Source organism: Vicinamibacterales bacterium, assembly GCA_041659285.1.
In the GTDB taxonomy this organism is placed as follows: domain Bacteria; phylum Acidobacteriota; class Vicinamibacteria; order Vicinamibacterales; family UBA2999; genus 12-FULL-67-14b.
This window is the reverse complement of sequence record JBAZYO010000002.1, coordinates 274,080-299,068: the sequence shown is the minus strand read 5'-3', so window position 1 is coordinate 299,068 and position 24,989 is coordinate 274,080. Positions and strand designations below refer to the sequence as shown.

The 24,989-nt window shown below is 67.4% G+C and carries 21 protein-coding genes and 2 other RNA genes; 9 read left to right on the top strand and 14 right to left on the bottom strand.

The genetic code is table 11. The features are described from left to right. Nucleotides 1–82: 82 nt before the first annotated feature. Nucleotides 83–301 (top strand): helix-turn-helix domain-containing protein, encoded by a 219-nt coding sequence (locus tag WC815_03975; GenBank protein ID MFA5907915.1) that lies wholly within the window; start codon nucleotides 83–85, stop codon nucleotides 299–301. Beyond that, nucleotides 298–1,410, top strand: a complete 1,113-nt coding sequence (locus tag WC815_03970) for a tyrosine-type recombinase/integrase (protein ID MFA5907914.1) — start codon at nucleotides 298–300, stop codon at nucleotides 1,408–1,410. Before WC815_03975 ends, WC815_03970 begins: the two co-directional genes overlap by 4 nt. Before the next feature lie 24 nt (nucleotides 1,411–1,434). Here WC815_03970 and ssrA read toward each other — a convergent pair. Then, nucleotides 1,435–1,786: a transfer-messenger RNA gene (gene ssrA, locus WC815_03965) on the bottom strand. Nucleotides 1,787–1,909: 123 nt separating this feature from the next. Between ssrA and WC815_03960 the strand changes: the two genes are divergently transcribed. Both WC815_03960 and WC815_03955 read left to right on the top strand, forming a co-directional pair. Next, nucleotides 1,910–2,113, top strand: a complete 204-nt coding sequence (locus WC815_03960) for a type II toxin-antitoxin system VapB family antitoxin (protein ID MFA5907913.1) — start codon at nucleotides 1,910–1,912, stop codon at nucleotides 2,111–2,113. Nucleotides 2,114–2,119: 6 nt separating this feature from the next. Beyond that, on the top strand, nucleotides 2,120–2,515 hold the full coding sequence (locus WC815_03955; protein ID MFA5907912.1) for a PIN domain nuclease: 396 nt from the start codon (nucleotides 2,120–2,122) through the stop codon (nucleotides 2,513–2,515). Here the strand turns inward: WC815_03955 and WC815_03950 are convergent. Together WC815_03950 and WC815_03945 are read right to left on the bottom strand one after the other, a co-directional pair. Continuing rightward, nucleotides 2,486–3,589: a hypothetical protein gene (locus WC815_03950; protein ID MFA5907911.1), complete on the bottom strand. Its 1,104-nt coding sequence runs from the start codon at nucleotides 3,587–3,589 to the stop codon at nucleotides 2,486–2,488. The genes WC815_03955 and WC815_03950 overlap by 30 nt on opposite strands. A 21-nt stretch (nucleotides 3,590–3,610) precedes the next feature. Then, nucleotides 3,611–4,273 carry a hypothetical protein gene (locus WC815_03945; GenBank protein MFA5907910.1) on the bottom strand — a complete coding sequence of 221 codons (663 nt, stop codon included), beginning with the start codon at nucleotides 4,271–4,273 and terminating at the stop codon, nucleotides 3,611–3,613. Nucleotides 4,274–4,492: 219 nt separating this feature from the next. Here WC815_03945 and WC815_03940 point away from each other — a divergent pair, with 219 nt between their 5' ends. From WC815_03940 to WC815_03930, 3 genes are all read left to right on the top strand, one after another. Next, a complete protein-coding gene (locus tag WC815_03940) occupies nucleotides 4,493–5,764 on the top strand; it encodes a hypothetical protein (protein ID MFA5907909.1) in 1,272 nt (423 codons plus the stop codon). After that, complete coding sequence (locus tag WC815_03935; GenBank protein MFA5907908.1) at nucleotides 5,761–7,923, top strand: transglycosylase SLT domain-containing protein; 2,163 nt, start codon at nucleotides 5,761–5,763, stop codon at nucleotides 7,921–7,923. The genes WC815_03940 and WC815_03935 overlap by 4 nt, the downstream gene beginning before the upstream one ends. Before the next feature lie 278 nt (nucleotides 7,924–8,201). Then, nucleotides 8,202–9,383 (top strand): aminotransferase class I/II-fold pyridoxal phosphate-dependent enzyme, encoded by a 1,182-nt coding sequence (locus tag WC815_03930; GenBank protein ID MFA5907907.1) that lies wholly within the window; start codon nucleotides 8,202–8,204, stop codon nucleotides 9,381–9,383. On the opposite strand, the gene WC815_03925 is transcribed toward WC815_03930, so the two are convergent. Continuing rightward, entirely contained in the window at nucleotides 9,361–10,851 is a 1,491-nt protein-coding gene (locus WC815_03925) for a hypothetical protein (GenBank protein MFA5907906.1), read from the bottom strand. The genes WC815_03930 and WC815_03925 overlap by 23 nt on opposite strands. A 113-nt stretch (nucleotides 10,852–10,964) precedes the next feature. After that, nucleotides 10,965–12,686: a hypothetical protein gene (locus tag WC815_03920; protein ID MFA5907905.1), complete on the bottom strand. Its 1,722-nt coding sequence runs from the start codon at nucleotides 12,684–12,686 to the stop codon at nucleotides 10,965–10,967. A 17-nt stretch (nucleotides 12,687–12,703) separates the two neighbouring features. Here WC815_03920 and WC815_03915 point away from each other — a divergent pair, with 17 nt between their 5' ends. Then, complete coding sequence (locus tag WC815_03915; protein ID MFA5907904.1) at nucleotides 12,704–13,474, top strand: class I SAM-dependent methyltransferase; 771 nt, start codon at nucleotides 12,704–12,706, stop codon at nucleotides 13,472–13,474. A 2-nt stretch (nucleotides 13,475–13,476) separates the two neighbouring features. Beyond that, nucleotides 13,477–16,131 (top strand): hypothetical protein, encoded by a 2,655-nt coding sequence (locus WC815_03910; GenBank protein MFA5907903.1) that lies wholly within the window; start codon nucleotides 13,477–13,479, stop codon nucleotides 16,129–16,131. Between the two features lie 55 nt (nucleotides 16,132–16,186). On the opposite strand, the gene WC815_03905 is transcribed toward WC815_03910, so the two are convergent. From WC815_03905 to pheS, 9 genes are all read right to left on the bottom strand, one after another. Continuing rightward, the gene (locus tag WC815_03905) at nucleotides 16,187–17,011 is read right to left on the bottom strand and encodes a hypothetical protein (GenBank protein ID MFA5907902.1); all 825 of its coding nucleotides are present in this window, start codon (nucleotides 17,009–17,011) and stop codon (nucleotides 16,187–16,189) included. 310 nt (nucleotides 17,012–17,321) lie between these two features. Then, the gene (locus WC815_03900) at nucleotides 17,322–19,160 is read right to left on the bottom strand and encodes a carbon starvation protein A (GenBank protein ID MFA5907901.1); all 1,839 of its coding nucleotides are present in this window, start codon (nucleotides 19,158–19,160) and stop codon (nucleotides 17,322–17,324) included. Nucleotides 19,161–19,271: 111 nt separating this feature from the next. Then, nucleotides 19,272–19,847, bottom strand: coding sequence for a 3D domain-containing protein (locus WC815_03895; protein ID MFA5907900.1), 576 nt, complete (start codon nucleotides 19,845–19,847; stop codon nucleotides 19,272–19,274). Then, on the bottom strand, nucleotides 19,834–20,826 hold the full coding sequence (thiL, locus tag WC815_03890; protein ID MFA5907899.1) for a thiamine-phosphate kinase: 993 nt from the start codon (nucleotides 20,824–20,826) through the stop codon (nucleotides 19,834–19,836). The genes WC815_03895 and thiL overlap by 14 nt, the downstream gene beginning before the upstream one ends. 111 nt (nucleotides 20,827–20,937) lie before the next feature. After that, a non-coding RNA gene (gene ssrS, locus WC815_03885) (6S RNA) lies at nucleotides 20,938–21,121 on the bottom strand. Between the two features lie 124 nt (nucleotides 21,122–21,245). Next, nucleotides 21,246–21,542 (bottom strand): cell division protein ZapA, encoded by a 297-nt coding sequence (locus WC815_03880; protein MFA5907898.1) that lies wholly within the window; start codon nucleotides 21,540–21,542, stop codon nucleotides 21,246–21,248. Nucleotides 21,543–21,544: 2 nt separating this feature from the next. After that, nucleotides 21,545–21,820, bottom strand: a complete 276-nt coding sequence (gene zapB, locus WC815_03875) for a cell division protein ZapB (protein ID MFA5907897.1) — start codon at nucleotides 21,818–21,820, stop codon at nucleotides 21,545–21,547. Nucleotides 21,821–21,823: 3 nt separating this feature from the next. Continuing rightward, nucleotides 21,824–23,899, bottom strand: a complete 2,076-nt coding sequence (pheT, locus tag WC815_03870) for a phenylalanine--tRNA ligase subunit beta (protein MFA5907896.1) — start codon at nucleotides 23,897–23,899, stop codon at nucleotides 21,824–21,826. Then, on the bottom strand, nucleotides 23,896–24,954 hold the full coding sequence (pheS, locus tag WC815_03865; GenBank protein ID MFA5907895.1) for a phenylalanine--tRNA ligase subunit alpha: 1,059 nt from the start codon (nucleotides 24,952–24,954) through the stop codon (nucleotides 23,896–23,898). The genes pheT and pheS overlap by 4 nt, the downstream gene beginning before the upstream one ends. Between the last annotated feature and the right edge of the window lie 35 nt (nucleotides 24,955–24,989).

The window sequence follows — 24,989 nt, the reverse complement described above, 5'->3', positions numbered from 1 at the left end:
GTAAGCCGGTCTACCTCGCGCGGTAATTCCTCACCAACATCTGGTCTCTGATCGGGCGCGCACGCGCGCCGGAGGAATGTCCATGACGGCTTGGATGCGTGGCCAACAACCTGTGCTGCTCACGGTCGATGAAGCGGCCGACTTGCTACGGACAACCAGGCGCGCGATCTACGCCATGATCGAGCGCCGCCAATTGCCCGGCATCGTCCGCATCGGGCGCCGTGTGCTATTCCGCGCGGCTGATTTGCTAGACTGGCTCAATCAGAAGTCGGCGCCATCGCAAAGGAGTGAACAGCGATGAGCGTCACAGTCAGACCCTACGTGAACGGCGGATGGGAAGTCGACATACGCGTCGAGCTTCCGGACGGCACCATCATTCGCGAGCGGAAGAAAGCCTCAGCAACGGGCAAGGGCGCGGCCCAACGCTGGGCCGAAGCGCGCGAACGGGTGTTGCTGGTCAATGGCAAACCCAAGCGGGCCACGAAAGAGGAGGTGCTCGAGACACCAGCACTCAAGGAATTCGCGCCACGATTCGTGGACGGCTACGCAAAAGCCAATCGGTTGAAACCAAGCGGGATTGCGGGAAAGAAGTCGATCTTCAAGTCCCATCTGGTTCCGCAACTCGGCGACAAACGATTGGACACGATTTCGACCGAAGACGTGCAGCGGTTGAAGTCCGCTCTTGCGGATCGCTCGGCGAAGACCGTCAACAACATCCTGACGACCTTGAGCGTGATGCTGAAGACGGCCGTCGAGTGGGGCTCGATCGAACGCGTTCCGTGCGTGATCAAGTTGCTGCCGACACCGAAGAGCCAGGCGAGCTTCCATGACTTCGAGGAGTACGAACGACTCGTCGAAGCAACTCGCAGCAGTTTGCAGGATTACCTGGTCGTGCTGTTGGGCGGCGAGGCGGGCTTGCGATGCGGCGAAATCATGGCACTGGAGTGGACAGATGTTGACCTGAACAAACGGCAACTCTGTGTCGCGCGATCGGACTGGAAGGGGCACGTCACGGTACCGAAAGGTGGGCGGCTCAGGTATGTGCCTCTGACCAAGCGGTTAACAGAAGCCTTGAAGGAAGCGCGTCATCTACGCGGTCCTCGGGTGCTCTGCGAAACCAAAGGTCAGCCACTGACGCAGAAAGTGGTTCAGGTGATGATGCGCCGCGCGGCAAGGAAGGCGAACGTGAAGCCGGGTGTCCATATCCTGCGCCACACGTTCTGTTCGCATCTGGCGATGCGTGGGGCGCCGGCGAGGGCGATCCAGGAACTCGCGGGACATTCGGACTTGGCCACTACGCAGCGCTACATGCACCTGAGTCCGGCCGCGCTCGATGCGGCCATTCGGCTCTTGGAGACCGGCGGCGAATTCCGTGGAGGAATAGTGGAGGCGGCGGGAAAAACGAGCTGATTTGCTCGTTTTCCTAAGGAAAAATGGTGGAGGCGGCGGGAGTTGAACCCGCGTCCGAGAACACGTCGTCGCAGATCACTACGTGCGTGTCTCCATTCTCGTGTCGCGACCGGTTAGAAACGGAGCCAAAAGCCCCGGCCGCCATCCCCGATGTTTCTCACTGCCACGCCTCAAGGCGGAACGTGGCGGCCAGCCTACTAAATGACGATCAATCCCGAGCCGTAGGCGCTCTCAAGTTGATCGCTCACCGGTTATTAAGCGGCGAGAGCGTAGTCTGCGTTCGCAGTTACGTTGTTTTTCCACGGGATTTACGAGGTGCATGGGCCTCGGCACGCGTTCCGCGATCCCGCACCCCCGTCGAAGCCAGATCGCCCCCCAGGAGAGAAAGACCGCTAACTACCTCTCCAGTGTAGGCCCTTCCGGGTGGGATTGAAAGCTCGACGGCTCCCCGCGACTTGACAGCTACACACAAAAATACGAATCTTACACACAGGCTCCCATGCGTACCAATATCGACATCGACGACGAGTTGATGCGGCAGGCAATGCGAAGCAGCGAGGCCACGACCAAGCGGGGCGTGGTCGAGGAAGCGTTGCGCCTGTTGATCCAGACTCGCAGCCAGGGCCGCGTCCGCCGTTTGCGAGGCAAGGTGGCGTGGGAAGGGGATCTGAACGCCTCGCGGCTGCAGCGCATCGGCAAGTAGCCGGCGATGGTCATCGTCGATACCACCGTCTGGATCGACTATTTCAACGGCACCGACAATGCTGAGACGAACTGGCTCGAACTGCGCCTCGACCAGGATCGGCTGGGCCTGACCACCATCATCCTTTCGGAAATCCTGCAGGGCATCCGCGACGAGAAGACCGCGGTGCTCGTCGAAGCAGACCTCCTGCAGTTCGCGATCTTCGAGGCGTCGAGCCGGACGCTGGCGGTGCAAGCCGCCAGGAACTACCGCACGCTGCGCCGGCGCGGCAAGACCGTACGGAAGACCATCGACGTCCTGATTGCGACGTTCTGCATCGAGGAGCAGCACTCGCTGCTGCATCGGGATCGCGACTTCGACGCGTTCGAGGAGCTACTGGGGCTCTCGGTCGTTCACGCCTGAATCGCGTCGAAGGTGCCAGAGCACCCAGGCCGCCGACGCGGCGGCGGGAACCAGCAAATACGACGATGACGGCAGCCAGGCAGTGGAGGTGCCCACCTTGGCGGTGAACAGGCCGTTGGTGACAGCGGCGACCAGGCCCACGCTAACGGGAACGCGCGACAGTGCGACCGTCGCCAGGGGGACGATCACGAAGAAGGCATTGGCCAGGGCGCGCTCGGGGTTCTGGACGTAGTTGAGCGCCAGGAACGGCAGCAATGCTCCGGTGGCAAGGTGCCGCAAGTCTCGCGGCGCGGTCCGATACCCGGCGGCGGCATACAGCCACGCGAACCCGAACGGCACGAACAGGAAGAAGAGCTTCCGCAGCAGGCTGGGGTTGTTCGCCCACCAGAGCGCCAGCCACGACCCTTCTGAAAACCTGGCCGCCGCGTTCTTCGTGATACCCCAACCGAAGTAGGTGTCCATGATCCAATGGAAGGCGAGCAGTGTCAGCATCACGAGAGCGGCCTGCGCCACCCACAGACGCCAGCCGGCGCGCCGCCGATTCACCAGCGCCGCCAGGGCCGTGGCGGCGCTGACCAAGGCGACCGTCTCCTTGGCAAACACGCCGACGAGTCCCAACGCCAGTGCGGCGAAGGCCCGGTTGGCCATCCAGCACCAGGCAAGGGCCGCGGCGATCACAAAGACCATGGGGTCGGCGGTGTACGGGTCGTAGGCCGTGAACGTGAACCCGAATGAGGTTTGCACCAGCACGGTGGCGATGGCGGCCGCCGGGAGACCGTTGGCCAGTCCGGCCGTGGTCACCGCCACGATCGAGCCGGCGATCGTGTTCGCCGCCAGTTGATACCCGCGCCAGCGCCGTTCTGAATCAACGGGGATGTGCTCGAGGAGCACCGGAACCAGCACCCGGTAACAGTACACAGACCATCCGCAATTCGGTTCGAGGCCGTGCTGTCCCGCGTATTCGTACTCCTGTCGATCGGACCGCTCCGGCGCCGCCGGCGCCGCCGCGTGTATGCCCAACGCGAGCACCGCGTTCAGCGCGGCCACCGAGCCCCAGAGTCTTGTACCCCTCATGTGGCGGGCAGCATACCCGATTCAATAGCCCTGGACGCGGCCGAGAAAGATGGTGTGGCGCGGGCCGCCCTTCTTCAGCCGGGCGCGGACGCGCTCGACCTCCACCTTGAAGCCGGCATACCTCAGGCGCTGCTCGAACCGCCGATCCTCCCACGCCGACCACACCGCCAGCACGCCGCCGGGCTTGAGCGCCGCCTTGATCGTCGCAATGCCGCGATCGTTGTAGAGGCCGGCGTTGGCCGATTCAGTGAACGCCTCGGGACCGTTGTCGATGTCGAGGAGCACCGCGTCGAAGCGTCCGGGACTCGACCGCAATGTTGCGATCACGTCCTTCGTCTCGACCTGGACGCGTTTGTCGGCAAGCGGCTTGTTCGCGAGCGCGCCCAACGGGCCGGCGTGCCATTCGACGATCGCGGGAATCAGTTCCGACACGACCACGGTCGCATCCGCCGGCAGCAGATCGAGCGTCGCGCGCAGCGTGTAGCCGAGACCCAGCCCGCCGATGAGCACGCAGGCGCCGCTCAAGGAGGGCAGCCGCTTGCACGCCATCCCGGCCATGGCCTCTTCCGAGCCGTGCATCCGGCTCGACATCAGGATCTTGCCCCCCGCCATGATCACCAGCTCGGTGTCGCGGCGCGTGAGCGCGAGCAGCGTGCCGTCAGGCGTCCGGGCTTCCGCCAGCAACTCCCAAGGCTTCAGTTGGTCACCACGCTGAAAGTGTACTTCTGAACTCCCGGGCGCCCGATTCGCGGTTTCTTGAGGTGGCTCAATGCTTTCCGGGCTTCCGTCCACCTTGACTTCACCCCGCCGGCGTCCGCATAATGCCCACTGTACGGACGTTTCGAGCGAATCCCAGCCGCTGCCTGCGTCCCCCTGCAGACCCGCTCCGGGTCGGGTGACAGAATGTCGTTTGAAGATCGTGTGCGGTCCTCCGTTGATCAGGCACTCGATACGCTCGTCAAGCAGGTGATCGATGACGCCGCGGAAGAGCGCGAGGCGGCCACGCGGGCCGCGCGCGAATCCGCCTTTGCCGAAGCCGAGCAAGCGGCCCAGGCACGCGTGGCCGACGCCGAAGCGCGCGTGCGCGCCACCATGGAGCAAACCATCGAGGCCGCCCGCGCCGAAGACCGCGAGGTGGCCGCGCGCGAGATTCGCCGCGAGGTCGAGGCCGAGGTCGATCAGAAGTTGGCGGCGGCCCTCGCCGACGCGGAAACCCGGATGAAGGTGGCCCTCGCCGATACCGAGGCGCGCGCCGCGGAGTCGCTGAAAGACGCCGTCGCCAGCGCCCGCGCCAAGGAACGTGACGTGGAAATGGCCGGCGTCACCCGCCTGCTCGAAAGCATCCGCGGACTCGATGGCGCATCGTCGCTCAGCGAGGTGCTCGACGCGCTGGCCCTCGCGGCGGCGCGCGAAGCCGCGCGCGCCGCGGTGGTGGTGTTGCGCGCCGATCGCATCCTCGGCTGGAAGATGGCCGGCTTCGGCCCGCGCGACGCGCAGCCCAAGTCCATCGATCTCGCGCTCACCGAGTCCGGCGTGATCGGCATGGCGGTGGGCGCGGCCCGGGTCGTGACCACGAGAGACGGGCAGAGCGCGGCGGCAGGGCCCGGCTTCGAGAAGCTGCCGGCGGACCGCATGGGGCTGGCCGTCCCGGTGATCGTCGGCGGCCGCGTCGTCGCCGTGGTGTATGCCGACGGCGTGACCATGGATGGCCACGAACGCCCCGTCCCGAGCGGATGGCCCGAAGTGATTGAAGTGCTCGCCCGGCACGCGGGCCGTTGCCTCGAAGCCCTGACGACGCAGCGGGCGGCCGCCGGGCCGCCGCGCATCCACACCCATGGGGCGACGCCGGGCTCGTCCGCCCACCCCGCCAGCCCGGCTGCCCCGGCCAACCCGCCCAGCGCGATGAGCCAAATCGCCGACGGCGTAGCCGACGCCGCGAGGCGCACCGCCCGGTTGCTGGTGTCGGAGATTCGTCTCTTCCATGAGCCCGCCATGCACGAGGGCCGGCGCGAAGGCAACCTGCTGGCCCGGCTCGCGCCGCAAATCGAGAAGGCCCGGCAGGCCTACAACGAACAGGTGCCGGTCGGCGTGCGCGGGCAAACGGACTTTTTTCAGCAGGAGCTGATCCGCACGCTGGCGGGCGGCGACGCGACGTTGCTCGGTAACATGGGGTGAAGTTGACGAAGTTCCCGGTGACGGCTCGCACCAAGGTTCCCACGGTCGTGCTGTGCCTGGCGGTGGCGGCTGGCGCTGCACTCGCGGCGCAGCAGCCGACGGCCGCGCTGCGCGCGGCGGCGGGGATCCCGGCGCGCCTCGTGCCCACCGCCCATCCTCCGGTGCCTCACGAACTCTCCACTATGTGGTTCGCGCCCGCGTCTCAGGCGCCGCTCAGCCCGGTGCTGGCGAATTTCGTCAAGGGCGTCCGGCTGCTCGAAGACAGCGACAACGCCGCCGCCGCGTTGCCGCTGGTCAGTTCCGACGCGCTGGCCAAGACTCCGCTCGCCGACTACGCGCGTTACTACACGGGGCTCGCCTTGACGAAGCTCGAGCGCTTCGAGGCGGCGGATCGCGTGTTGGCCACGCTGGTCTCGAGCCAGATCGACGGCCACCTTCCGGAAGACGCGGCGTTTCGCCAGGCCGAAGTCCGAGAGGCGCAGAAAGACTTCAAGGGCGCCGTCGCCATCTACGACACGCTGGTCAGCCGCAAGCTGGCCCGGCCGCAGCTGGCGTGGCTCAAGCTTGGCCTCGCGGCCGACGACGCCGGCCAGCCGGCGCGATCGGTCGAGGCCCTGCAGCGCGTCTACTACGACTACCCGACCAGCGCCGAGGCCGACGAGGCGGCCGCCGAACTCGACAAGCTGGACGTCGAGGTCGTGGCGGACCTGGTCCCGAAGGAACTGGCTCGCGCCGAAGCGCTCTTCAAGGTGCGGCGGTGGACGCACGCGCGCGCGTCATACGACGGCATCAAGCCCTTTGTCACCGGCGCCGAACGCGACCGCCTCGACCTGCGGCTGGCGGCCTGCGACATCGGTCTCGGGCGCTACCGCGAGGGGCACGACCGCCTGAAGCCGCTGCTCGACGGACCGCTCGGCGAAGAGGCCGGCTTCCATAGCCTGGCCGCCGTCCGCGGCCTCAAACTCGCCGACGAGCACGTCACGCGGTCGCGTGCGTTCGTCGCCAGGTACCCATCCAGCCCGTTTGCCGATGAGGCCCTCAACAACCTCGCCTCGGCGTTGATCATCGACGATCAGGATGAGCAGGCGGATGCGGTGTTCCGGGAGGTGGTGGAGAAGTACCCGGCCGGCCGCTTCGCCGAGCGCGCGGCGTGGAAGGCCGGCTGGTGGGCGTACCGGCAGGGCCGCTTCCAGGAAGCGATCGAGTTCTTCGATCGTGGCGCCGCCCAGTTTCCGCGGTCCGACTACCGTCCATCGTGGCTTTACTGGAGCGGGCGCGCCGCCCTGCAAGCCGGTGATGCCGAGACCGGCGTGTCGCGCCTCAAACTGACCGCCACGGATTATCACAACTCGTACTACGGCCGCCTGGCCGTGAAAGCCCTCGCCGGCCAGCGTGGTGGCGCGATTGCGCCGTCGCTGCAACGCCAGGCGCCCGCGGCGCCGAACGCGCCCACCGTGCCGCGGATTGCGATGTTGCTCGCCACCGGCCTGAACCGCGAGGCGATGAACGAACTGCAGTACGCGCAGCGGGTGTGGGGCGACTCGCCGCAGTTGCAGGCCACCATGGCCCTGGCGCATCGCCGCCTGGGCAACGTGCGCGCCGGCATCAACGCCATGAAGCGCGCATATCCGCAGTACCTGGCGGCCGGCGGCGAGACGCTGCCCAACGAGATCCTGCAGGTGATCTTCCCGTTGGACTATTGGCCACTGCTGCAGAAGTACTCGGCGCAGCGCGGTCTCGACCCGTACCTGGTCGCGGCCCTGGTCGCCCAGGAATCCAACTTCGACCCGGGCGTGGTGTCGCACGCCAACGCGTATGGCCTGATGCAGGTGATGCCGGCCACCGGCCGCAGCCTGGCGCGGAAGCTGGGAGTGCGGCCGTTTTCGACCAAGCGGCTGACCGAGGCCGAGGTCAACGTGCGGCTGGGCACGCATTTCTTTGCCGACTCCATCCGCAAGTTCGGCGGCGTGCACTTCGCGCTGGCCGCCTACAACGCGGGCAACAGCCGCGTGGCGGAGTGGCAGCGCGAGCGGCCCGGCATGTCGCAAGACGAATTCATCGACGACATCCCGTTCCCCGAGACGCAGAACTACGTGAAGCGCATCCTTGGCACGGCCGAGGACTACCGCTACCTGTACGGCTCCGACCGCCAGCGCTGATTCCGGATCTTCAGAGCCGCAGATTACACAGATTACGCAGATGCCACGGTCGGCGGGCGCGGCGAAGCCGCGCCTGTCGAGCAGAACGCTCGCGGCGACGAGCGAGCCCGGGCGAACATGTGGCTCGTTCGTCCCGCGAGCGTTCTGCTCGACCCGGGCCGCTCCGCGGCCCCGCCGACCCGGCGCGCGTCAGTCGAGGCCGGCGTCATCTGTGTCATCTGCGTCATCTGTGGCCCTGGTGATGTCGTCGTCATCCGCGTCGCGATATGATCCCTCCAATGTCCAGGATTCGCAGTGCGAAGCGCGTCAACGCGTTTGCCGACTCGGTGTTCGGTGAGATGACGCGGCTGGCCAATCTCCACAAGGCCGTCAACCTGTCTCAGGGCTTCCCGGATTTCAATGCGCCATCCGCAGTGAAAGAGGCGGCCTGCGCGGCGATTCGGGACGACCAGAATCAGTATGCCCCCCCGTATGGCACGCGCGAGCTTCGCGAGGCCATTGCCGGCGACGTCGCCAGCCGCCAGGGCATCCCGGTGAATGCCGACGAGCAGGTCACGGTGTGCTGCGGCTCCACGGAAGCGATGATGGCCGTGATGATGGGCTGCATCGATCCGGGTGACGAAGTGATCGTGTTCGAGCCGTTCTACGAGAACTATGGCCCCGACGCCATCATGGCCGGGGCGCAGCCGAAGTTCGTCCGCCTGCGGCAGCCGGACTGGAGCTTCGACCCCGACGAGCTCGCCCGCGCCTTTTCCAATCGCACGCGCGCCATCGTCATCAACTCGCCCAACAACCCGACGGGCAAGGTGTTCTCGCGCGCCGAGTTGCAGGTGATCGCCGATCTCTGCCAGCGGTGGGACGTGCTGGCCATCTCCGACGAGATCTACGAACGCATCGTCTTCGACGGGCAGCCGCATGTGTCGATCGCGTCGCTCCCAGGGATGGCGGATCGTACCGTCATTACCAGCGGGTTGTCGAAGACCTACAGCGTGACCGGCTGGCGCGTCGGCTGGGCCATCGCGCCGGCCGCGCTCACCGGCGGCATCCGCAAGATCCACGACTTTCTCACCGTGGCCGCCCCGACGCCGTTCCAGGATGCCGGCGTGGTCGCATTGTCGATGCCGCCGGCGTCGTACGTGGCGCTCGCCGCCGACTACCAGGCCAAGCGCGACCTGATGCTCGACATCCTGGCGCGGCACGGCTTCACCAGCTACCGGCCAGGCGGTGCCTACTACGTGATCGCGGACGTCGAGAAATACGGATTCGACACCGACACCGAGTTCGCGCAATACCTGGTGAAAGAGATTGGTGTCGCCACCATCCCCGGCAGCAGCTTCTACATCGATCCGGCGTCGGCGCCGAAGACGGTCCGGTTCTGCTTCTCGAAGCGGACCGAGACGCTGCTCGAGGCCGATCGCCGCCTGGCCAGGCTGCCGGTCAGCGCACCTTATAAAGCCTGATTCCGTCGTCCTCGACGATCAGCTCGAGTGCGGGGGCCAGCGCCACCGCCTGCAAGGCGTTGCCGCCATGGCGATCCGCGAACTCGGCCGCGTGCACGGTGACGTGCGTCACGCCCAGTGCCTTCAGTTGCGATAACGCCTCGATGCTCGGGAAGCCCGCGAGCGTTCTCGCCCGTTCGCGGAACGCGGCCGACTCAAAGCCGCTGTAGCCGTTGACGAGCGGGGTGAACGATCGCGTGTTGTTCAGCAGGTACTTCCCGTTCCGGCTGAACGTGTTTTCCGAGTAGAACGGGAACTCGGCCAACACCACGCCCGGCTCGGCCGCGAGCCGATCGTAGATGGGCGCGACGCGCGTGAATGGCGTGAAGCCGACCGGTGCGCGGATCGCCTCGGCAGAGGCCACGACGCCAATCGCGACCGACACCGCGGCCCAGGAGCGGACCCGCGCGGTTCCGCCACCGACCCGCGCGAGCCACGCGCGCTCGATGTGGGCCACGCCGAAGCCGGCGAGCACCGAGATGGCTCCCAAACCCAGCCAGCCCCAGCGGGCGGCATTGCGAATGCCGGCCAGCAGCGGGAGGTACTGGTGGAGCGTGGCGTATCCAGGGAGGCCAGGGCCGAACGAAAACGCGATCCCGAGTATGCCGATGGCGAGCGACATGCGAGCGCGGACGTCGCGAAACGCCGTGCCCGATCCCAACGCGACGCCGGCGAGCACGACCGCCGTGATGCCGGGGAAGAGCGCCGTGCGTGACTCGAAGAACTGGTGGCTCCACCACGCGTAGTGCAGCCGCCCGCCCGTCACCAGGTAGTCGCGCCACCCGGCCGAGTACGCCGCCACTTCGCCGATCGAGCGGGTGAGTCCCTGGTCGCGGCTCAACTGGTAGTACGGCCACAAGAAGGGCGCCAGGACGACGGCAATTACCACGGCCGCGAGCGCCAGCTCGATGCGCACGTGTCGCCGGCCCGAACCCCACCAGTCCGATGGACGCCCGGCGGCGGCGGCGGCCACGGCGAACGTGCAGAAGACCAGCAGGTAGTTGGAGCACAGGGCCTGGAGGATGAACGCCGCGGCCAGCAGCGCGGTGTCCCGGCGTTTGCCGCCGGCCAGGACCCGATCGAGCGCATACAGGATGAGCGGGAAGAACTCGACGTGCTGCGCCTGCACGTGCGGGAATCGCGTCAGCACGTGGGCGTTGAACGCATAGAGCAGGCCCGCGATCACGCCCGCGGCCATGCTGCCGGTCCAGCGATTGATGACCAGGCACATCACCCATCCCGAGAGCGCCAGCCCGAGGATGATCAGCAGGTTGGAGACGACCAACGGCGGGGCACCCAGCCACAGCAGGGGAGCGCCGATCAGGGATGGCACCAGCAGGTGCTCCGAATAAGCCAGCGTGTGCGCGTCAGGGTAGAAGATGGGCGCTTCGAACAACCGCAGCGGCGCCCGCGGCAGGATGTGCGCCACCCAGGAGATGGCCCACGTATTCAGCGAGGCGTCGTCGTTGTCGAATCGGGACAGGTGGGCGAGATCGGTCGCCAGTGGCCACGAGTGGGCGACCGCGAGTACGGCAAACAGGATTAGCGCGGCCAGCCGACGATTTCGTAGAGCCAGACTTCCCCGTCCTTTTCGAGTGGTCGCAGGTAGTCCTTGTAGTCCACTTCCACGCGGGAAATCAATTTTTCTCGAGTCCGGGGATCCATCAAGTCGAGATGGAACACCGCGTAGCGCGCGCCGATCTGTTCGAGAATCGCGAACGACTCCCGGCTGGGAAAGGTGCTGAGCGGCAGCACGGTGTCGCGGAAGTCTTGCGGGATGTGGTCGCTGTAGCCGTTGATCAGGGGCTGCCAGTTGGCCGCCGACATCAGCATGTATTCCGCGTGCCTGGGGAATGCCGGGCGCTCGTACCAGTAGGGGAACGCGATGACCGGTCCCCGGGGCAGCCGCGCGAGGGTCTCATAGGCGTGCGGCAGCGGCTGGGCGTCGCGCATACGCAGCGGCGCCTGCGTGAGGTCGGCCACCGCCAGCAGGAGGAAGGCGCCGCAAATCAGGTTGGCGTGCCGGCCGCGCATCCACTTGGACAGCACAATCGACGCCAGCACGACGAGGCACAGCGTCACGACGATGCCGGTGCGAGCCGGGGCGCGGAGGAACGAGAAGACCGGGATGGTGTTGTGGAGCAGCGTGTAGAGCCCGGCCCTGGGACCTAGCGTGGTCCAGAAGGCGACGGCGCCGATGACCACGTAGAGCCACACGAGATCGCGGCTGAAGCGGCCAACCGGCTCCCCGTGCCAGAAGGCCGGCACTTCAGTGCCGGCCGTGGGCGCGGTTGCCGCCGCCGCGGGCGCCTGGCGCAGGCCGATCCACGCCCCGGCAAGGCCCAGCGTCAGCGCCAGGATGCCCGGGAAGAGCACCTCGCTGAAGTTCTCCATGTAGGGCGGCTGCAGGTACGGCACCAGCCAGCGATGCGCCCACGCCGAGGACGCGAACCACGCGCCGAAGTTCGCCGAGTAGCGCAGCGTCTCTTCGAGCGGACGGGCGAAGCCGGTTTCTTTCTGGAGTTCGAGATACGGCAGGAACAGCGGCAGCGTCAGGCCGATGCAGACGGCCGCCGCCAGCGCGATGACGGTCCAGTAGCGCGGCTCCCGCCAGCGCCCGCGCGTCACCGCCAGCAGGATCGAGCCGAGGCCGACCATGCCGCCGGCGAAGATCCCGTAGTAGGCGCAGGCCAGGCCGGTCATCCACAGCACCACGCCGAGTTCGACGGCGCGCCACGGCGTGGTCCGATCGATCAGCCGATGGAACGACAGCATGCACCACGGCAGGAAGCCGACCATCAACAACTGGATGTGCGCCTGCCGCGCGAACACGAACGGGCAGTACGCGAACAGCACGCCGGCGACGGCCGCCGCGCGCCGATCGCCGGTGAGATATCTCACCAGGTAGTACCCGCCCATTGTCGACAGCGCGAAGGCGAAGATGAAGAGGACGTTGTGCGTCGTGTACGGGTTCCTGGTCAGCGCCCACACCGGCGCCGCGATGGCGCCCTCGACGAGGTTGCCTTCCGAAAACGCGAGCGCGTTGTCGTGGGGATAGAAGATATTGGCGCGGTAGACGCTCAGCGGGTCGGTGGTGAGCGCGTGCGCCACCCAGCTGACCACCCAGATGCTCCACCGCCCGTCGTTGGTGTCGAGCCGCCCGGCGTGATCGAGCTTGAGGGCGTATGGATAGGTCAGGAGGCACGCCAGCACGAGGGCCGCGAGCCAGGCCGCGGTGGCCTCAGACGCTCCGCGAAGGCGCATGAGTTCGCTATGGTAGCATGGCGTTCACCGCCTTTTTCCCCGTGGATCGCTTACTCGAACTCACCTATCGCGCGGAGCAGTCGCACTTCTGGTTCCGCGGCTTCCGCCAATACATGAAGCCGGCGATCGAGCGCGCTACAGCCGGCGTGCCCTCGCCGCGCATCCTCGACTGCGGGTGCGGCACCGGATCCAACCTGGAGATGTTGCGCCCGTACGGCCGGGCCTTCGGGTTCGACCTGACCAACATCGGCCCGGCCTTCGCGCGCGAGCACGGCCACCACGTGGCGCAGGCCAGCATCGCGCAAATCCCGTTCGCCGGCGCGGCGTTCGATCTGGTGACGTCCTTCGACGTGTTCCAGTGCCTGCCGGATCCGGTTGAGCGGGACGCGATTGCCGAGATGTCCCGGGTCCTCAAGCCGGGCGGCTGGCTGCTGCTGCACGTGGCGGCGCTGGAGATTCTGCACGGCCGCCATTCGGTCCTGTCGGAAGAAGTCCGCCGCTACACGCCGTCGCGCCTGCGCATGATTGTCGAGCGGGGCGGCTTCCGGATCGAGCGGCTGACGTTCGACCACGCCAGCCTGCTCCCGATCATGTTGCCGGTCCGGATGTGGCATCGCCTGTCGGCGGGCGACGGGGCGGTGCCGGCAGGCGAGGGCGAGATCACGGTGCCCGCCGCGCCGGTCAACGCCGCGCTGACCGCCCTGGTGTCGCTCGAGGCCATCGCGCTGCGTGCCGTCAACATGCCCATCGGCAGCTCGCTGATGTGCCTGGCGCAGAAGCCGCGCTGATTATGTCGGCCTACGCCGCCCGCGTCCCGCCGGCGGCACTGGCCGCGCTGGCCGGAGCCTCCGTCTGGGTCTCGCTCGGACACTCCGCCGTCCTCGACGCGGGCACCATGGCCAGGGTTGTGTCGCTGCCGCCGCTGTCGTGGCTGGCCGCCCTGGTGGTGATCGGCATCGGCCTTGCCGCCATCACGCGCCTGCCGGTCTCGCGCGCGTGGCCGCTCGCGCTCTCGCTCCTCGTCTGGTTGCCGTACCTGCCGGGCCGTGTGCCGGCCGCGTTCCTGATGTGGCAAGGCCCGCTCGAAGGGCTGGTCTGGATCGCGATCGCCGCGGGGCTGCTGTTCGCGGGCCCGCGGCCGCCCTTGCGGATCACGCGCGCCTGCGCCGACCCGCGGCGCGCCCCCTGGATTGCCGCGGCCGTGGCCGCAAGCGCCTATGCGTCCGGCGCGTGGAGCCTCGCCGACCTGCTGCCGGGCGGCGATGAGCCGCACTACCTGGTGATTGCGCAAAGCGTGCTGCTCGACGGCGACCTGCGCATCGAGAACAACCACGAGCGAGGCGACTATCGCGCCTACACCGACCAGACGCTCAAGCCGGACTTCATCCAGCGCGGCAAAGACGGAGAGATTTACCCGATGCACGCCCCGGGCATCTCGGCACTGGTGTTGCCGGCGTTTGCGGTCGCCGGCTATCCGGGGGCGGTGGCCGCCGTCATGGCGATGACCGCCGCCGCGTCCGCGGTCGCGTGGCAGGTCGCGTGGCTGCTCACCGCCAGCGCGTCGGGCGCGTGGGTGGGGTGGGCAGCCGTCTTCCTGACCACGCCGTACTTCTTCCACGGCTTCACCATTTATCCGGACGGTGCCGGCGGGCTGTTCACCATCGCCGGCGTCTGGCTGCTGGTGAGGCTCGAGACGAAACAGGTCGTGACCATGCGGCACCTGGTGATTGGCGGCGCCGCCTTGTCGGTGTTGCCGTGGCTTCACGCGCGGTTCGCGCTCATCGCCGCGGCGCTCGGCGCGGCGATCGCGCTCCGCTTGCTGCCGGGGGGCAATGGCGTAAGGCGCGCGGGCGCGTTCCTCGTGTTGCCGGCCCTGGTCGCGGCCTCGTGGTTCCTCTATTTCTGGATCATCTGGGGCACGCCCAATCCCTCCGCGCCGCAGGGCCGGGACCTGATGATGACGGCCGGCCAGATCTGGATTGGTGCCGCGGGCCTGCTCTTCGATCAGCAGTTCGGCCTGGCCGCGCATGCGCCCGTGTACGCGATGGCATTCGCCGGATTCGTCCTGCTGGCCCGCGACCATCGTCGGCTTGCCGTCGAGCTGCTCCTCGCCATCGTTCCTTATGTGATTGCGACGTCCTCGTTCGCGGCGTGGTGGGGGGGCGTCAGCGCGCCGGCGCGCTACCTGGCGGCGTTGATGCCGGTGGCGGCCCTGCCCGTGGCGCTGTGGTGGCGGGAGCGGTCATCGGATGCGTGGCGGGCGTTCGCGTTGCTGATCCTCGGGCTCAGCGTCGTGATGGTGATCCCGAAACTCATCGTGGACGGCGGCCTGCTGGCCTACAACGACCGCGCCGGCTACGACCTGTTCCTGGACTGGGCCTCGCGCGCGGTGGACCTGCCGCTGGCCTTCCCGAGCGTGCACCGCCAGGGGTTGTTGGCCGCCTGGGTGGCGGCCGCGGTGTGGATGGCCGCCGGAGCGGGCATGGCGGCCGTTGCGTGGCTGCTCACGCGCCGCCAGGCGGGCCGGGGCGTCACCTGGACGGCCAGTGCGGCCGTCGCCGCGGCGGCACTCATGATCGCGTCCACGGTGGTGTGGGCCGGACACGGCGCGCCGGGAGCGCGGCCGGGCCCATCGCAGTGGACGTTTCTTCGCTCGTGGAGTCCGTCGGCCGCCCAGGTGGCGTTCCAGCTTCAGCCGGGCCGGCGCCTGAGCCCTGAAGACCTGGCTCGCCGGCTCGAGGTGACCAACCTCGCGCGCACCTCGCCGGACAGTGCGGACGTCACCGTGCTCCGGGCGTCGATGCTGCCGGCCGGCGACTACGACCTCGTCGCGCTTGGCGAGGGCCGTCTCCACGGTGAAGTCGTCGTCCGGGTCGGCCGTACCGATCAAGCCGTCGAGCGCTGGCGACTGGACGGCCGGCAGGCGGGCTTCACCGGGTTGACGCTGAAGCTCCCGGTGCCGGTTCACTCCGTGACGATTCGCGCCGATGACGAAGCCAGGGCCACGGCCGGCGAGTTGCGCCTGCGCGTGCGGTCGCTGGCGGTGCCGCCGATCGCGCCCGGCCACGCCCTGCGCGCGATTCGCTACGGCCAGACCAGCGCGTTCTTCATGGACGACTCGAGTTACATGGAGGCCGGCGGATTCTGGACCCGCGGCGAGGAAGCGACCACCCTGGTCCTCGACACCGACGCGTCAAACGCATACGCCGAGATGGTGCTGCTGGTGCGCTCGGGAGCGGTGCCGACGACGATCGACGTCACCACCGGGACGTGGCACCGGCGTGTCGGCTTCGCCGCCAATCAACTGCAGGCCGTCTCGCTGCCGGCGCACGATGGCACGGCGAGGCTCGTCACCATTCGCACCGGCCCGTGGTTCCGCCCCAGCGATCTCGACCCACAGAGCCGCGACACGCGCCGCCTCGGGGTGTTCGTCACGGTTCCGTAATGGTCCGGCTAAAGCCGGACGCCACATCGAATGTAGCCTCCGCCTTTAGGCGGAGCTAGTAGCGAATGACGCTCCCGAAGTACAGCCCCGTGAACTTCAGCGTACCGCTATCCAGATCCACGGCGTAGGAGATGTTCACCCGCCGGAAGCCGGCTTGCGCGCCGATGAACCGGTTGAAGTTGTAGGTCGCGTTCAGGTCGAAGTCGGTGTAGCTGCCATCGCCCTCGAGCTGCTCGGCCAGGCTGTCTGGCACGCGGAAAAACGACATCTCGCCGGTGAGCGCCAGGTTCGCGACGGGGTAGGCCCGGGCGATGAAGCCGAACGTGGGAATAGGCGCGGCCGCCCTCGTGAACTCCTCGCCGATCGGGCTGGTCAGCTCGACCTTCACGTTCGTGTACTTCAGGTCGACCATCGCGCCGACGAACCCCTTCGTGAAGTAGAGGAAGTCGTACTCGTAGCCGAACCGGTAGGTGTCGAAGTTCGCCACCGTCTGCACCGGCAGGCCGACGTTGAAGCTCTGCCCGTTGAACACGAACGACCGTTGCACCGTCGCGTCGGCCTCGTAGTGAATGGGCAGGCGCTGGAAGCGGAAGCGGTGCTTCTTGGCGGGGCGCAGCACCAGGTCGAACTTGCCGAGCTTGTGCTTCTCGATGCCGAGGTCTTCAATCAGGTTGACGTCGGAGCCGAGAATCTCGATCGACTCGGAGTTCACGATCAGCGACGGCTCGGCGTTCCACCAGCCATAGGCGGCCTCGATGTGGTACTCCTCGCCGACGACACCGGTGGACGGGCGCCGGTACTGCGCCAGCGCCTCGGACGCCGACCCGGCCAACCCCAACCCGACCAGACACACCATCACGGACACACGACAGACGGCCATTCGCATAAGAATCTCGACCCCGGATTGGTTGACGACGGTTCACGGTGCCCGCGCGTGACGGGCTCGCCCTGGGGGAGGACGAAGTGTCCGCTGGGAGAGCGGACACTTCAAAATAGCAGCCTACGGCGAAAGTGAGAAGTGAAAAGTGAAAGGTGTTAATCCTTCTTCTCACTCTTCACTTCAGACCATTCACTTCGGTAACCGTCCAGGTTCCGTGCGTCCAACCCTCAACACCCGGGAGGAACGGCGTAGCAGAGCTCGAACCAGGCGCGGACGCCGGCCATGAACTTGCGGACGGCGCTCAACGCCATCAGCCCTTGGCCTCGGCCGTTTCGGGCACCGGGCCGCCGCCGAGCACGAGCGCCCACTTCTGGATGGCCGCGCCGAGCACGATTACGGCCAGCACCATCATCACCGACGTGCAGATGGTGAGGATCCAGCCCTCGGTGTTGCGCGCGGCGTTGGCGCCGATGGCCAGCGGGTAGTAGTTGTCGCGGACGTTGAGGAAGCCGCCATACAGCGTGTTGACGCCGAGGAAGGCGAGGGGGAACAGCGTGACCCAGATGTACTTCGCGTTGCCCATGTTGATCAGGATGCTGGTGCCGACGGCCAGCGCCACCATGCCGAGCAACTGGTTGGCGACGCCGAACATCGGCCAGATCGTGCTGATTTGCCCGGTGTAGATGAAGTAGCCCCAGGCCGAGACCAGCATCGCCGTGGCGATGGCTCCGCCCACGAGGTTATTGGGTTGCGCAAACGGTTTGTAGGCCCGCCCCATGAACTCCTGCAGCAGGAACCGGCCGACACGCGTGCCGGAGTCGATCGTGGTCAGGATGAAGAGCGCCTCGAACATGATCGCGAAGTGATACCAGTAGGCGAGCAGCCCCGACATGCCGGGGAGCTTCGAGAAGATCTGCGCCATGCCGACCGCCAGTGACACCGCGCCGCCGGTGCGGCCGGTGACGATTTCGCCGACCGAGGCTTCGATTTCAGCAAGATGCACGGGCTGCAGGTGCTCGCCCTGGAACGTCATCGCCGCGAAGACCGCAGGCGAGGTGTTGATGGCGAAGTAGTCGGCGGGGGCCATCGACGAGGCCGCGATCAGCGCCATGATGCCGACCACGCCTTCGACCAGCATCGCGCCGTAGCCGACCACCCGGATGTCCGACTCCTTGTCGATCATCTTCGACGTGGTGCCCGAGCTAATCAGCGCGTGGAATCCCGAAATGGCGCCGCAGGCAATGGTGATGAAGCAGAACGGGAACATCGGTCCCGGGATGATGGGGCCGCCGCCGTGGATGAACTCGGTCAGTGCGGGCATCTGCAAGACCGGGTTGACGATGATCACGCCGATGGCGAGCAGGGCGATGGTGCCGATCTTGGTGAAGGAGCTGAGGTAGCCGCGCGGCGACAGCAGGATCCACACCGGCAGCATCGACGCCGCGAAGCCGTAGAGGCAGAGCGCGGCCACGATCTCGGTGCGCGACAGGCGGAAGAAGCTGCCGAGCCACGAGTCGGGGTGGTTGAGCGGTTCGCCGCCGGCCACCGCCAGCAGCAGGCCGATCACGCCGATGACCGTGGCCTCGGTGATCTTCCCCTTGCGCCACACGTACATCCACATACCCATGAACACGCCCAGGGGGATGGTCATGGCGATGGTGAAGACGCCCCAGGGGCTGTCGGCCAGCGCGTTCACGAACGTGATGCCGAGGCCGGCGATGGCGATCACCAGGATGAACAGGATGGCAATCGAGGCGATGAACCCGGTAAAGGGACTGATCTCCTGCTTGACGATGTCGGGCAGCGACCGCCCGCCGCGGCGCACCGACGCCCACAGCACGATCGAGTCGTGCACGGCGCCCGCCAGGCACACGCCGGCGACTAGCCAGATGAAGCCAGGCGCGTAGCCGAACTGCGCCGCCAGCATCGGGCCGACCAGCGGTCCCGCGCCTGTAATCGCGGCGAAGTGGTGGCCAAACATGACCCACCGCGTCGTCGGGTAATAGTTGGCGCCGTCGAACTTGGTATGGGCCGGGGTTTTTCGGGCGTCATCCAGCATCCAGATCTTGGTTGCCAGAAACGCACTGTAGTACCTGTAGGCGATGGCAAGGATGCACAACGCGGGGAGCAGGACATACAAAGCATGCATAGGGCGGGATAATATCAGGAGCCCGCCAGCTCAGCGCGTCAGAGATTGTAATTAGAGCGGGCATCCGCCCGAAAAAGTGGCCGGGACCAGGCCGGCAGGCAGGAGCTGATTCTACCGGGGGCCGTCGGCCGAGGGCACCGTGGTGGTGGCCGAGGGGATGGCCGGGACCACCGGCTCGGCCGGCTTCTTGGAGTCGGCCTCGCGCTTCCGGAACAGCGAGTCCACCATGCCCGGAATGCTGTTCTGGGGGTTCCAGCCCAGACGGAGCACCGTCAGCCGAACCGGCCGGCGCCCAAAAACCAGGGCTTCCTTGCAGCTCCAGAGGTAAAGATCGACCGTCCGGCCCCTGACCGCGGGACCGGTATCCATGACCGTCCACACACCGCTATACCGGGGATTCGGGGTTTCGAGCCGGACCACGCTGCCGACGGGCAGCAGGGCGGGGTCGGCCGCCGCCACGCCGGTACGGACGCCGACGCCCGACGCCGTCGTCTCACCCTTACAGTAGGCGGTGGCGGTGAACTGCATCCGCGAACCGGCTTGCGGCAAGACCGCAGTTTCCACCAGCGACGCCTCGCTCGCCGACGAGCGCGAGTCGCGCGCGGTGGTTTGATACAGAAACACGAAGGCCGCCGCGACACCGAACGTCGCAATCGCTTTCCGCCAGTAGGATTCAGCGATTCTCAAAGTGCTCGTACCCCTGAGGCAGCGGTTCTTCGCTTCCGTTCCGGTCCACGACCAGCACGCCCGGGTCCTTGGTAAAGCTCCCGATCTTCGTCATCGGCGGGTCGGCCACGTGGCGTCGCACGTTTCGCAACCGCCCGCCGCCCTTTTTCGGGACGGCGAACAGCAACTCGTAGTCGTCGCCGCCGGCGATGGCGGCGCGAATCGGGTCCACACCGCGCGCGTTCCACCACGCCAGGGCGGCCGGCTCAATCGGCAGGGCGCCGGCATCGAGCCGCACCCCGCATCCGCTTGCCGCCGCCACCTGCCGGACCGCATCCGCCAGGCCGTCGCTCAGGTCCATCGCCGCCCGCGCCGCGCGCCCACGGCCCATCGCCACGCCCAGTCTCACGCGTGGCTCAGGTCGCAGCTGCTTCGCCACGCAGCCGGTTCCCGGCTCCCCGGCGCGGAGCATTTCCAAACCAGCCGCGGCCCCGCCAATCGTGCCGCTCACCCAGATGTCGTCGCCGGCCACCGCGCCGCTGCGCGTCAGCCACCGTCGCGAGGCAACCGTTCCGCCCGCGGTGACGTCCACGGCGAGGGGACCCTCGGTGCGGGTAATGTTGCCGCCCACCACCGAGACCCCGTGCCGGCCCGCGAGGGCCGCCAGTCCGTCCACGAGCGCCTCGACGTCTGCCACCAGCCAGGCGCCCGGCAATATCAGCGAGACCAGGGCCCACTGGGGCGTGGCCGCCATGGCCGCCAGGTCGCTGAGGTTGACGGCGAGCGCCTTGTGGCCAATGTCGGCCGGCGCAAAGGAAGGGCGTGAGAAATGCACCCCCTCGACGACGGCGTCGGTGGTGACCACCAGACGTTCGTTCCGAACCGGCGCCAGCACGGCGGCGTCATCACCCGGTCCGACCAGCACTTGGGCCGATGGGCGGGGGAGACGCGCCAGAATGCGCGCCAAGAGGGCGTGCTCGCCCAGGTCTGCGACTGTCACTTAGGCGAACCGGAGCCGTTCGCTACTGCAGCGGACCCAAGAGCGAGCGAATTGGCCCGGCTGCCGGCCATGACTGCAGTGGGCGCGCCAACTGCGCGCCCTGTAGGAATATGAAATCCCGCTTTGCCGTGTGGGGAGGATTGCTGAACCTGCATAGCAGGTGGAGTCGCTGTAGTTACCACGTTTTAGGCTTCCTCTCCGCGGAGGCATGCACACCACGCGGCTTCGCAACTCGCTTGGTTTAAAACATCGGCTCAGACAAGCCCCCGAACCATCACGAGCAAAGCAGGAGATTCGATCTTAGGCTTCCCGGCGCTCGCGGTCAAGCAAGTTGGCGAAGAAAAGGCGAATACGTTCTGACGAGGAACCGCGCAGGCGGGAGAAAAGGCAAGAACAATCAGGGAAAGGCCGAAACCGGCCTATTCGGCCAGCGCGAGCGCCTGGTCCACCATCTTCTCGAGGGCTTCGGCGCGGGCGGTCAGGCTACCGGAGGTGTTCGTGAGGTTGGCGCGGGTCCGGAAGAACTCGTCCGTGATGTTGAGCGCGGCCAGCACGGCGAGCCCGACCGCGTCGCTCGACGGCGAGCTCTTGGCGGCCAGTTCCATGCGCGACTCGACGAAGGTCGCCAGCTGCTCGACGTAACGCGGGTCGAGCTCGGTCTTAATCGGGTATTTCTGCCCGTAGACCTCAACTTGGACGACCTTCGGTTCGGCCATGCTCAGAGGTTCAGGCCGTCGAGTTGCTGCAGCATCTCGGTGACGCGGCTCTTGATGAGGTCGCGCTCTTCGCGCAGCGTGGTGACTTCGGCGCCGGCGCTTTCGGCCGTGGCGATGCGGGCCTTGAGAGTCTCGATTTCGCCCTTGAGCTTGCCGTTCTCTTCCGCCGCCCGCGCCTGGTCGCCCTTGATCCGGACGATGGTGTTGACGAGCAGCTTGATCTTCTCTTCGAGGCGGTCGATCGATTCCAGCCCCGGTGTCGTCGTCTTGGTCGCCATCCGTTACCTCTGAATTGCCTGTAAGTCGCGCGTCAGCGCGTCGATGATGTGCTGCATGCCCGCCTGCACTTCTTCGTCGGTGAGCGTGCGCTCCGGCGACTGGAAGGTGAGGCGGAACGACAAGCTGACCTTGCCGTCGGGAATGCCCTTGCCCTGGTAGCGATCGAACTCACACACCTGGATCAGCGTGTTGGGCGCAGCCGAACGAATGGTGCCACGAACCGCCCCGGCAGACAAGGCATCGTCCACGAGAATCGAGACGTCGCGGACCACCGACGGATAGCGCGGCAGCGGCGTCGCGCGCAAGGTGTCGGCGGACGCGGCCGCGGTCAGCAGGTCGAGATTGATCTCGGCGACGTAGACGTCGTCGCCGGCCGGCAGGCCGCGCTTGTCGGCCAGGCCCGGGTCGAGCAGGCCAAGCAGGCCGATGGCCGTGCCGTTCACGGCCAAGGTCGCGGCGCGTCCCGTGACCAGCCAGGGCACGTCGGCCTCGGCGAAGGTGAGCGACACCAGGCCGACGGCGGCGAGCTGTTCGGCGACGCCCTTCATGTCGAAGAAGTCCACGTCGCGCCGGCCGCCGCTCCAGTGATCGCTCGTCGCCAGGCCGGTCCACGCGAACCCGGCGCCGCGCGTTTCACCAAGCGGGGAGAAGCGCGTGCCGATCTCGAAGAGCTGCACGTCGCGGCGGCCGTGCCGGCGGTTGTGGCTCACCGCGTCGATCAGGCCGGGCAGCAGGCTGGGCCGCATCACGGCGAATTTCTCCGACAGGGGATTGGCCAGCGCGACGGCCGCCTGTTCGCCGTGGAACGGCTGCGCCGCCGCGGCTTCGATGAACGCGAAGGTGATGGCTTCGGAGAAGCCCATGCCGAGCAGGGCGGTTCGCACGCGGCGATCGCGGGCAATGCGCGGGTCCGACGCGGCGGGCGCCTGCTGCACGCCTGGGAACGTCGAGGGCAGGTGTTCGAAGCCGTGGTGGCGTCCCACCTCTTCGATCAGGTCCACCTGGCGCTTGATGTCGATGCGCCAGCCGGGCACGGTGACACTCCAGCCATCCCCCGAACCACTCTTGTAGGGCCCCCCTTTATGGGGGGCCGTCACGAAACCGAGCGACGCGAGGATTCGCTCGACCTCCGCGTTCGGCACATCCATGCCGAGCAGTCCGCTGATCCGCGCCCGTTCGAGTTCCAGCTGGCGCGGCGGTGGCGGCTGCGGGAACACATCGGCGATCACGCCCGTCGCCTTGCCGGCGCCAATCGTCTCGAGCAGCGCGCAGGCGCGGGCCATCGCGCGCGCCGGCGCCGTGACGTCCATGCCGCGCTCGAAGCGCATCGACGCTTCGGTGCGCAGGCCCAGTTTCTTGCTGGTCGTGCGCACGGAGGCGGGGAGGAACCAGGCGGCCTCGAACACGATCTGCGTGGTCGCGTCGCTGACTTCCGAGTCGGCGCCGCCCATCACGCCGCCGATGGCCTGGGCCCGCTCGGCATCGGCAATGACGAGCACGCCGGAGCTGAGCGCGCGGGTCTTGCCGTCCAGCGTCCTGATCGATTCACCTTGGCGCGCGGTGCGGACCTTGATGGCCCGGCCGCCGAGCTTGTGGAGATCGAACGCGTGCATCGGTTGCCCGAGTTCGAGCAGCACGTAGTTGGTGATGTCGACGATGTTGCTGATCGGGCGGATGCCGCAGGCCGTGAGGCGCGCCTGCATCCAGTCCGGCGACGGCCCCACCTTCACGTCGGCAACCGCGCCGGCGTAACGGCCGCACAGGGCGGGGTCTTCGATCGTGACCGGGATGGTGTCGCCAGGCGAGAGCGCCGGGTCGGCGGGAACCTTCAGCGGCCGGTTGTAGGCCGTCGCGATCTCGCGGGCGATGCCGATCATCGACAGGCAGTCAGGACGATTCGCGGTGACGTCGAAGTCCATGACGACGTCATCGCCCTTCGACTCGCTGCGCTCGCTCAGGGCAGGCCATGTCTCGAGGCCTTCGAGCGCGAGGCCGCGTACCGACATCAGCCTGCCGATTTCTTCGGCCGACTCCGGCACGTCAACGAACTCGCGAATCCAGGAGAGCAGGACCTTCATAGCCCGAACTGCTCCAGGAAGCGCAGGTCGTTCTCGTAGAACAGGCGGATGTCTTCCACGCCCCACTTGAGCAGGGCGACGCGCTCGACGCCCATGCCGAAGGCGAAGCCGGTGATCTCGTTGGGGTCGTAACCCACCGCTTCGAACACCGCCGGGTGCACCATGCCGCTGCCGAGAATTTCAATCCAGCCGGTGCGCTTGCACATGGCGCAGCCGCCGCCCTTGCACTTGATGCACTGGATGTCCACTTCGGCGCTGGGCTCGGTATACGGGAAGAAGCTCGGGCGGAAGCGGACGCCGGTGCCGGCGCCGAACAACGCCTCGGCCATGGCCGCCAGCGTGCCCTTGAGGTCGGCGAGCGTCACGCCCTTGCCGACCACCAGGCCTTCGACCTGGTGGAACATCGGCGTGTGCGTGAGGTCGAGGTTGTCCTTGCGATACACCGGGCCGATGGCGACCAGCCGCACGGGAGGCGCGTGCTGCTCCATGTGGCGGATCTGCATGGCCGACGTGTGCGTGCGCAGCAGCGTCAACGGCTGACCGGCCCCAATCTTCAGGGGCTCGGCCAGGTACAGCGTGTCCTGCATGTCGCGCGCCGGGTGTTCCTCCGGCATGTTGAGCGCTTCGAAGTTGTGGTAGTCGTCTTCGATCTCGGGCCCTTCGAGCACCTGGTAGCCGAGGCGCGTGAAGATGGCGCCGACCTCATCCCGGATCAGGCTGAGGGGATGGCGATGCCCGAGCTGTGGCGCGCGGCCGGGGAGCGTGATGTCCACGGCATGCGCGGGACGGCGGGTGGCGGCGAGCGCGGCTTCGCGCTCCGCGACCGCGGCCTCCACTTCCTTCTTCAGCTCGTTGGCGCCGCGGCCGAAGGTCTTCTTCTGTTCGGGGGTGGCGGTGGCGAGGGCCTCCATGAAGGCCGACACCCAGCTGCCCTTGCGGCCGACCCAGCGGGTGCGCAGGGCCTGCAGCTCGGCATCCGTACGGACATCGGCCAGCTCGGCGCGGAACAGTTCCCGCGCCCGATCTGGACCGATGGAGGTGTCGATTGGGTTCATACGGGGCGATTGCATGGCGCCCCATAAAGGGGCGC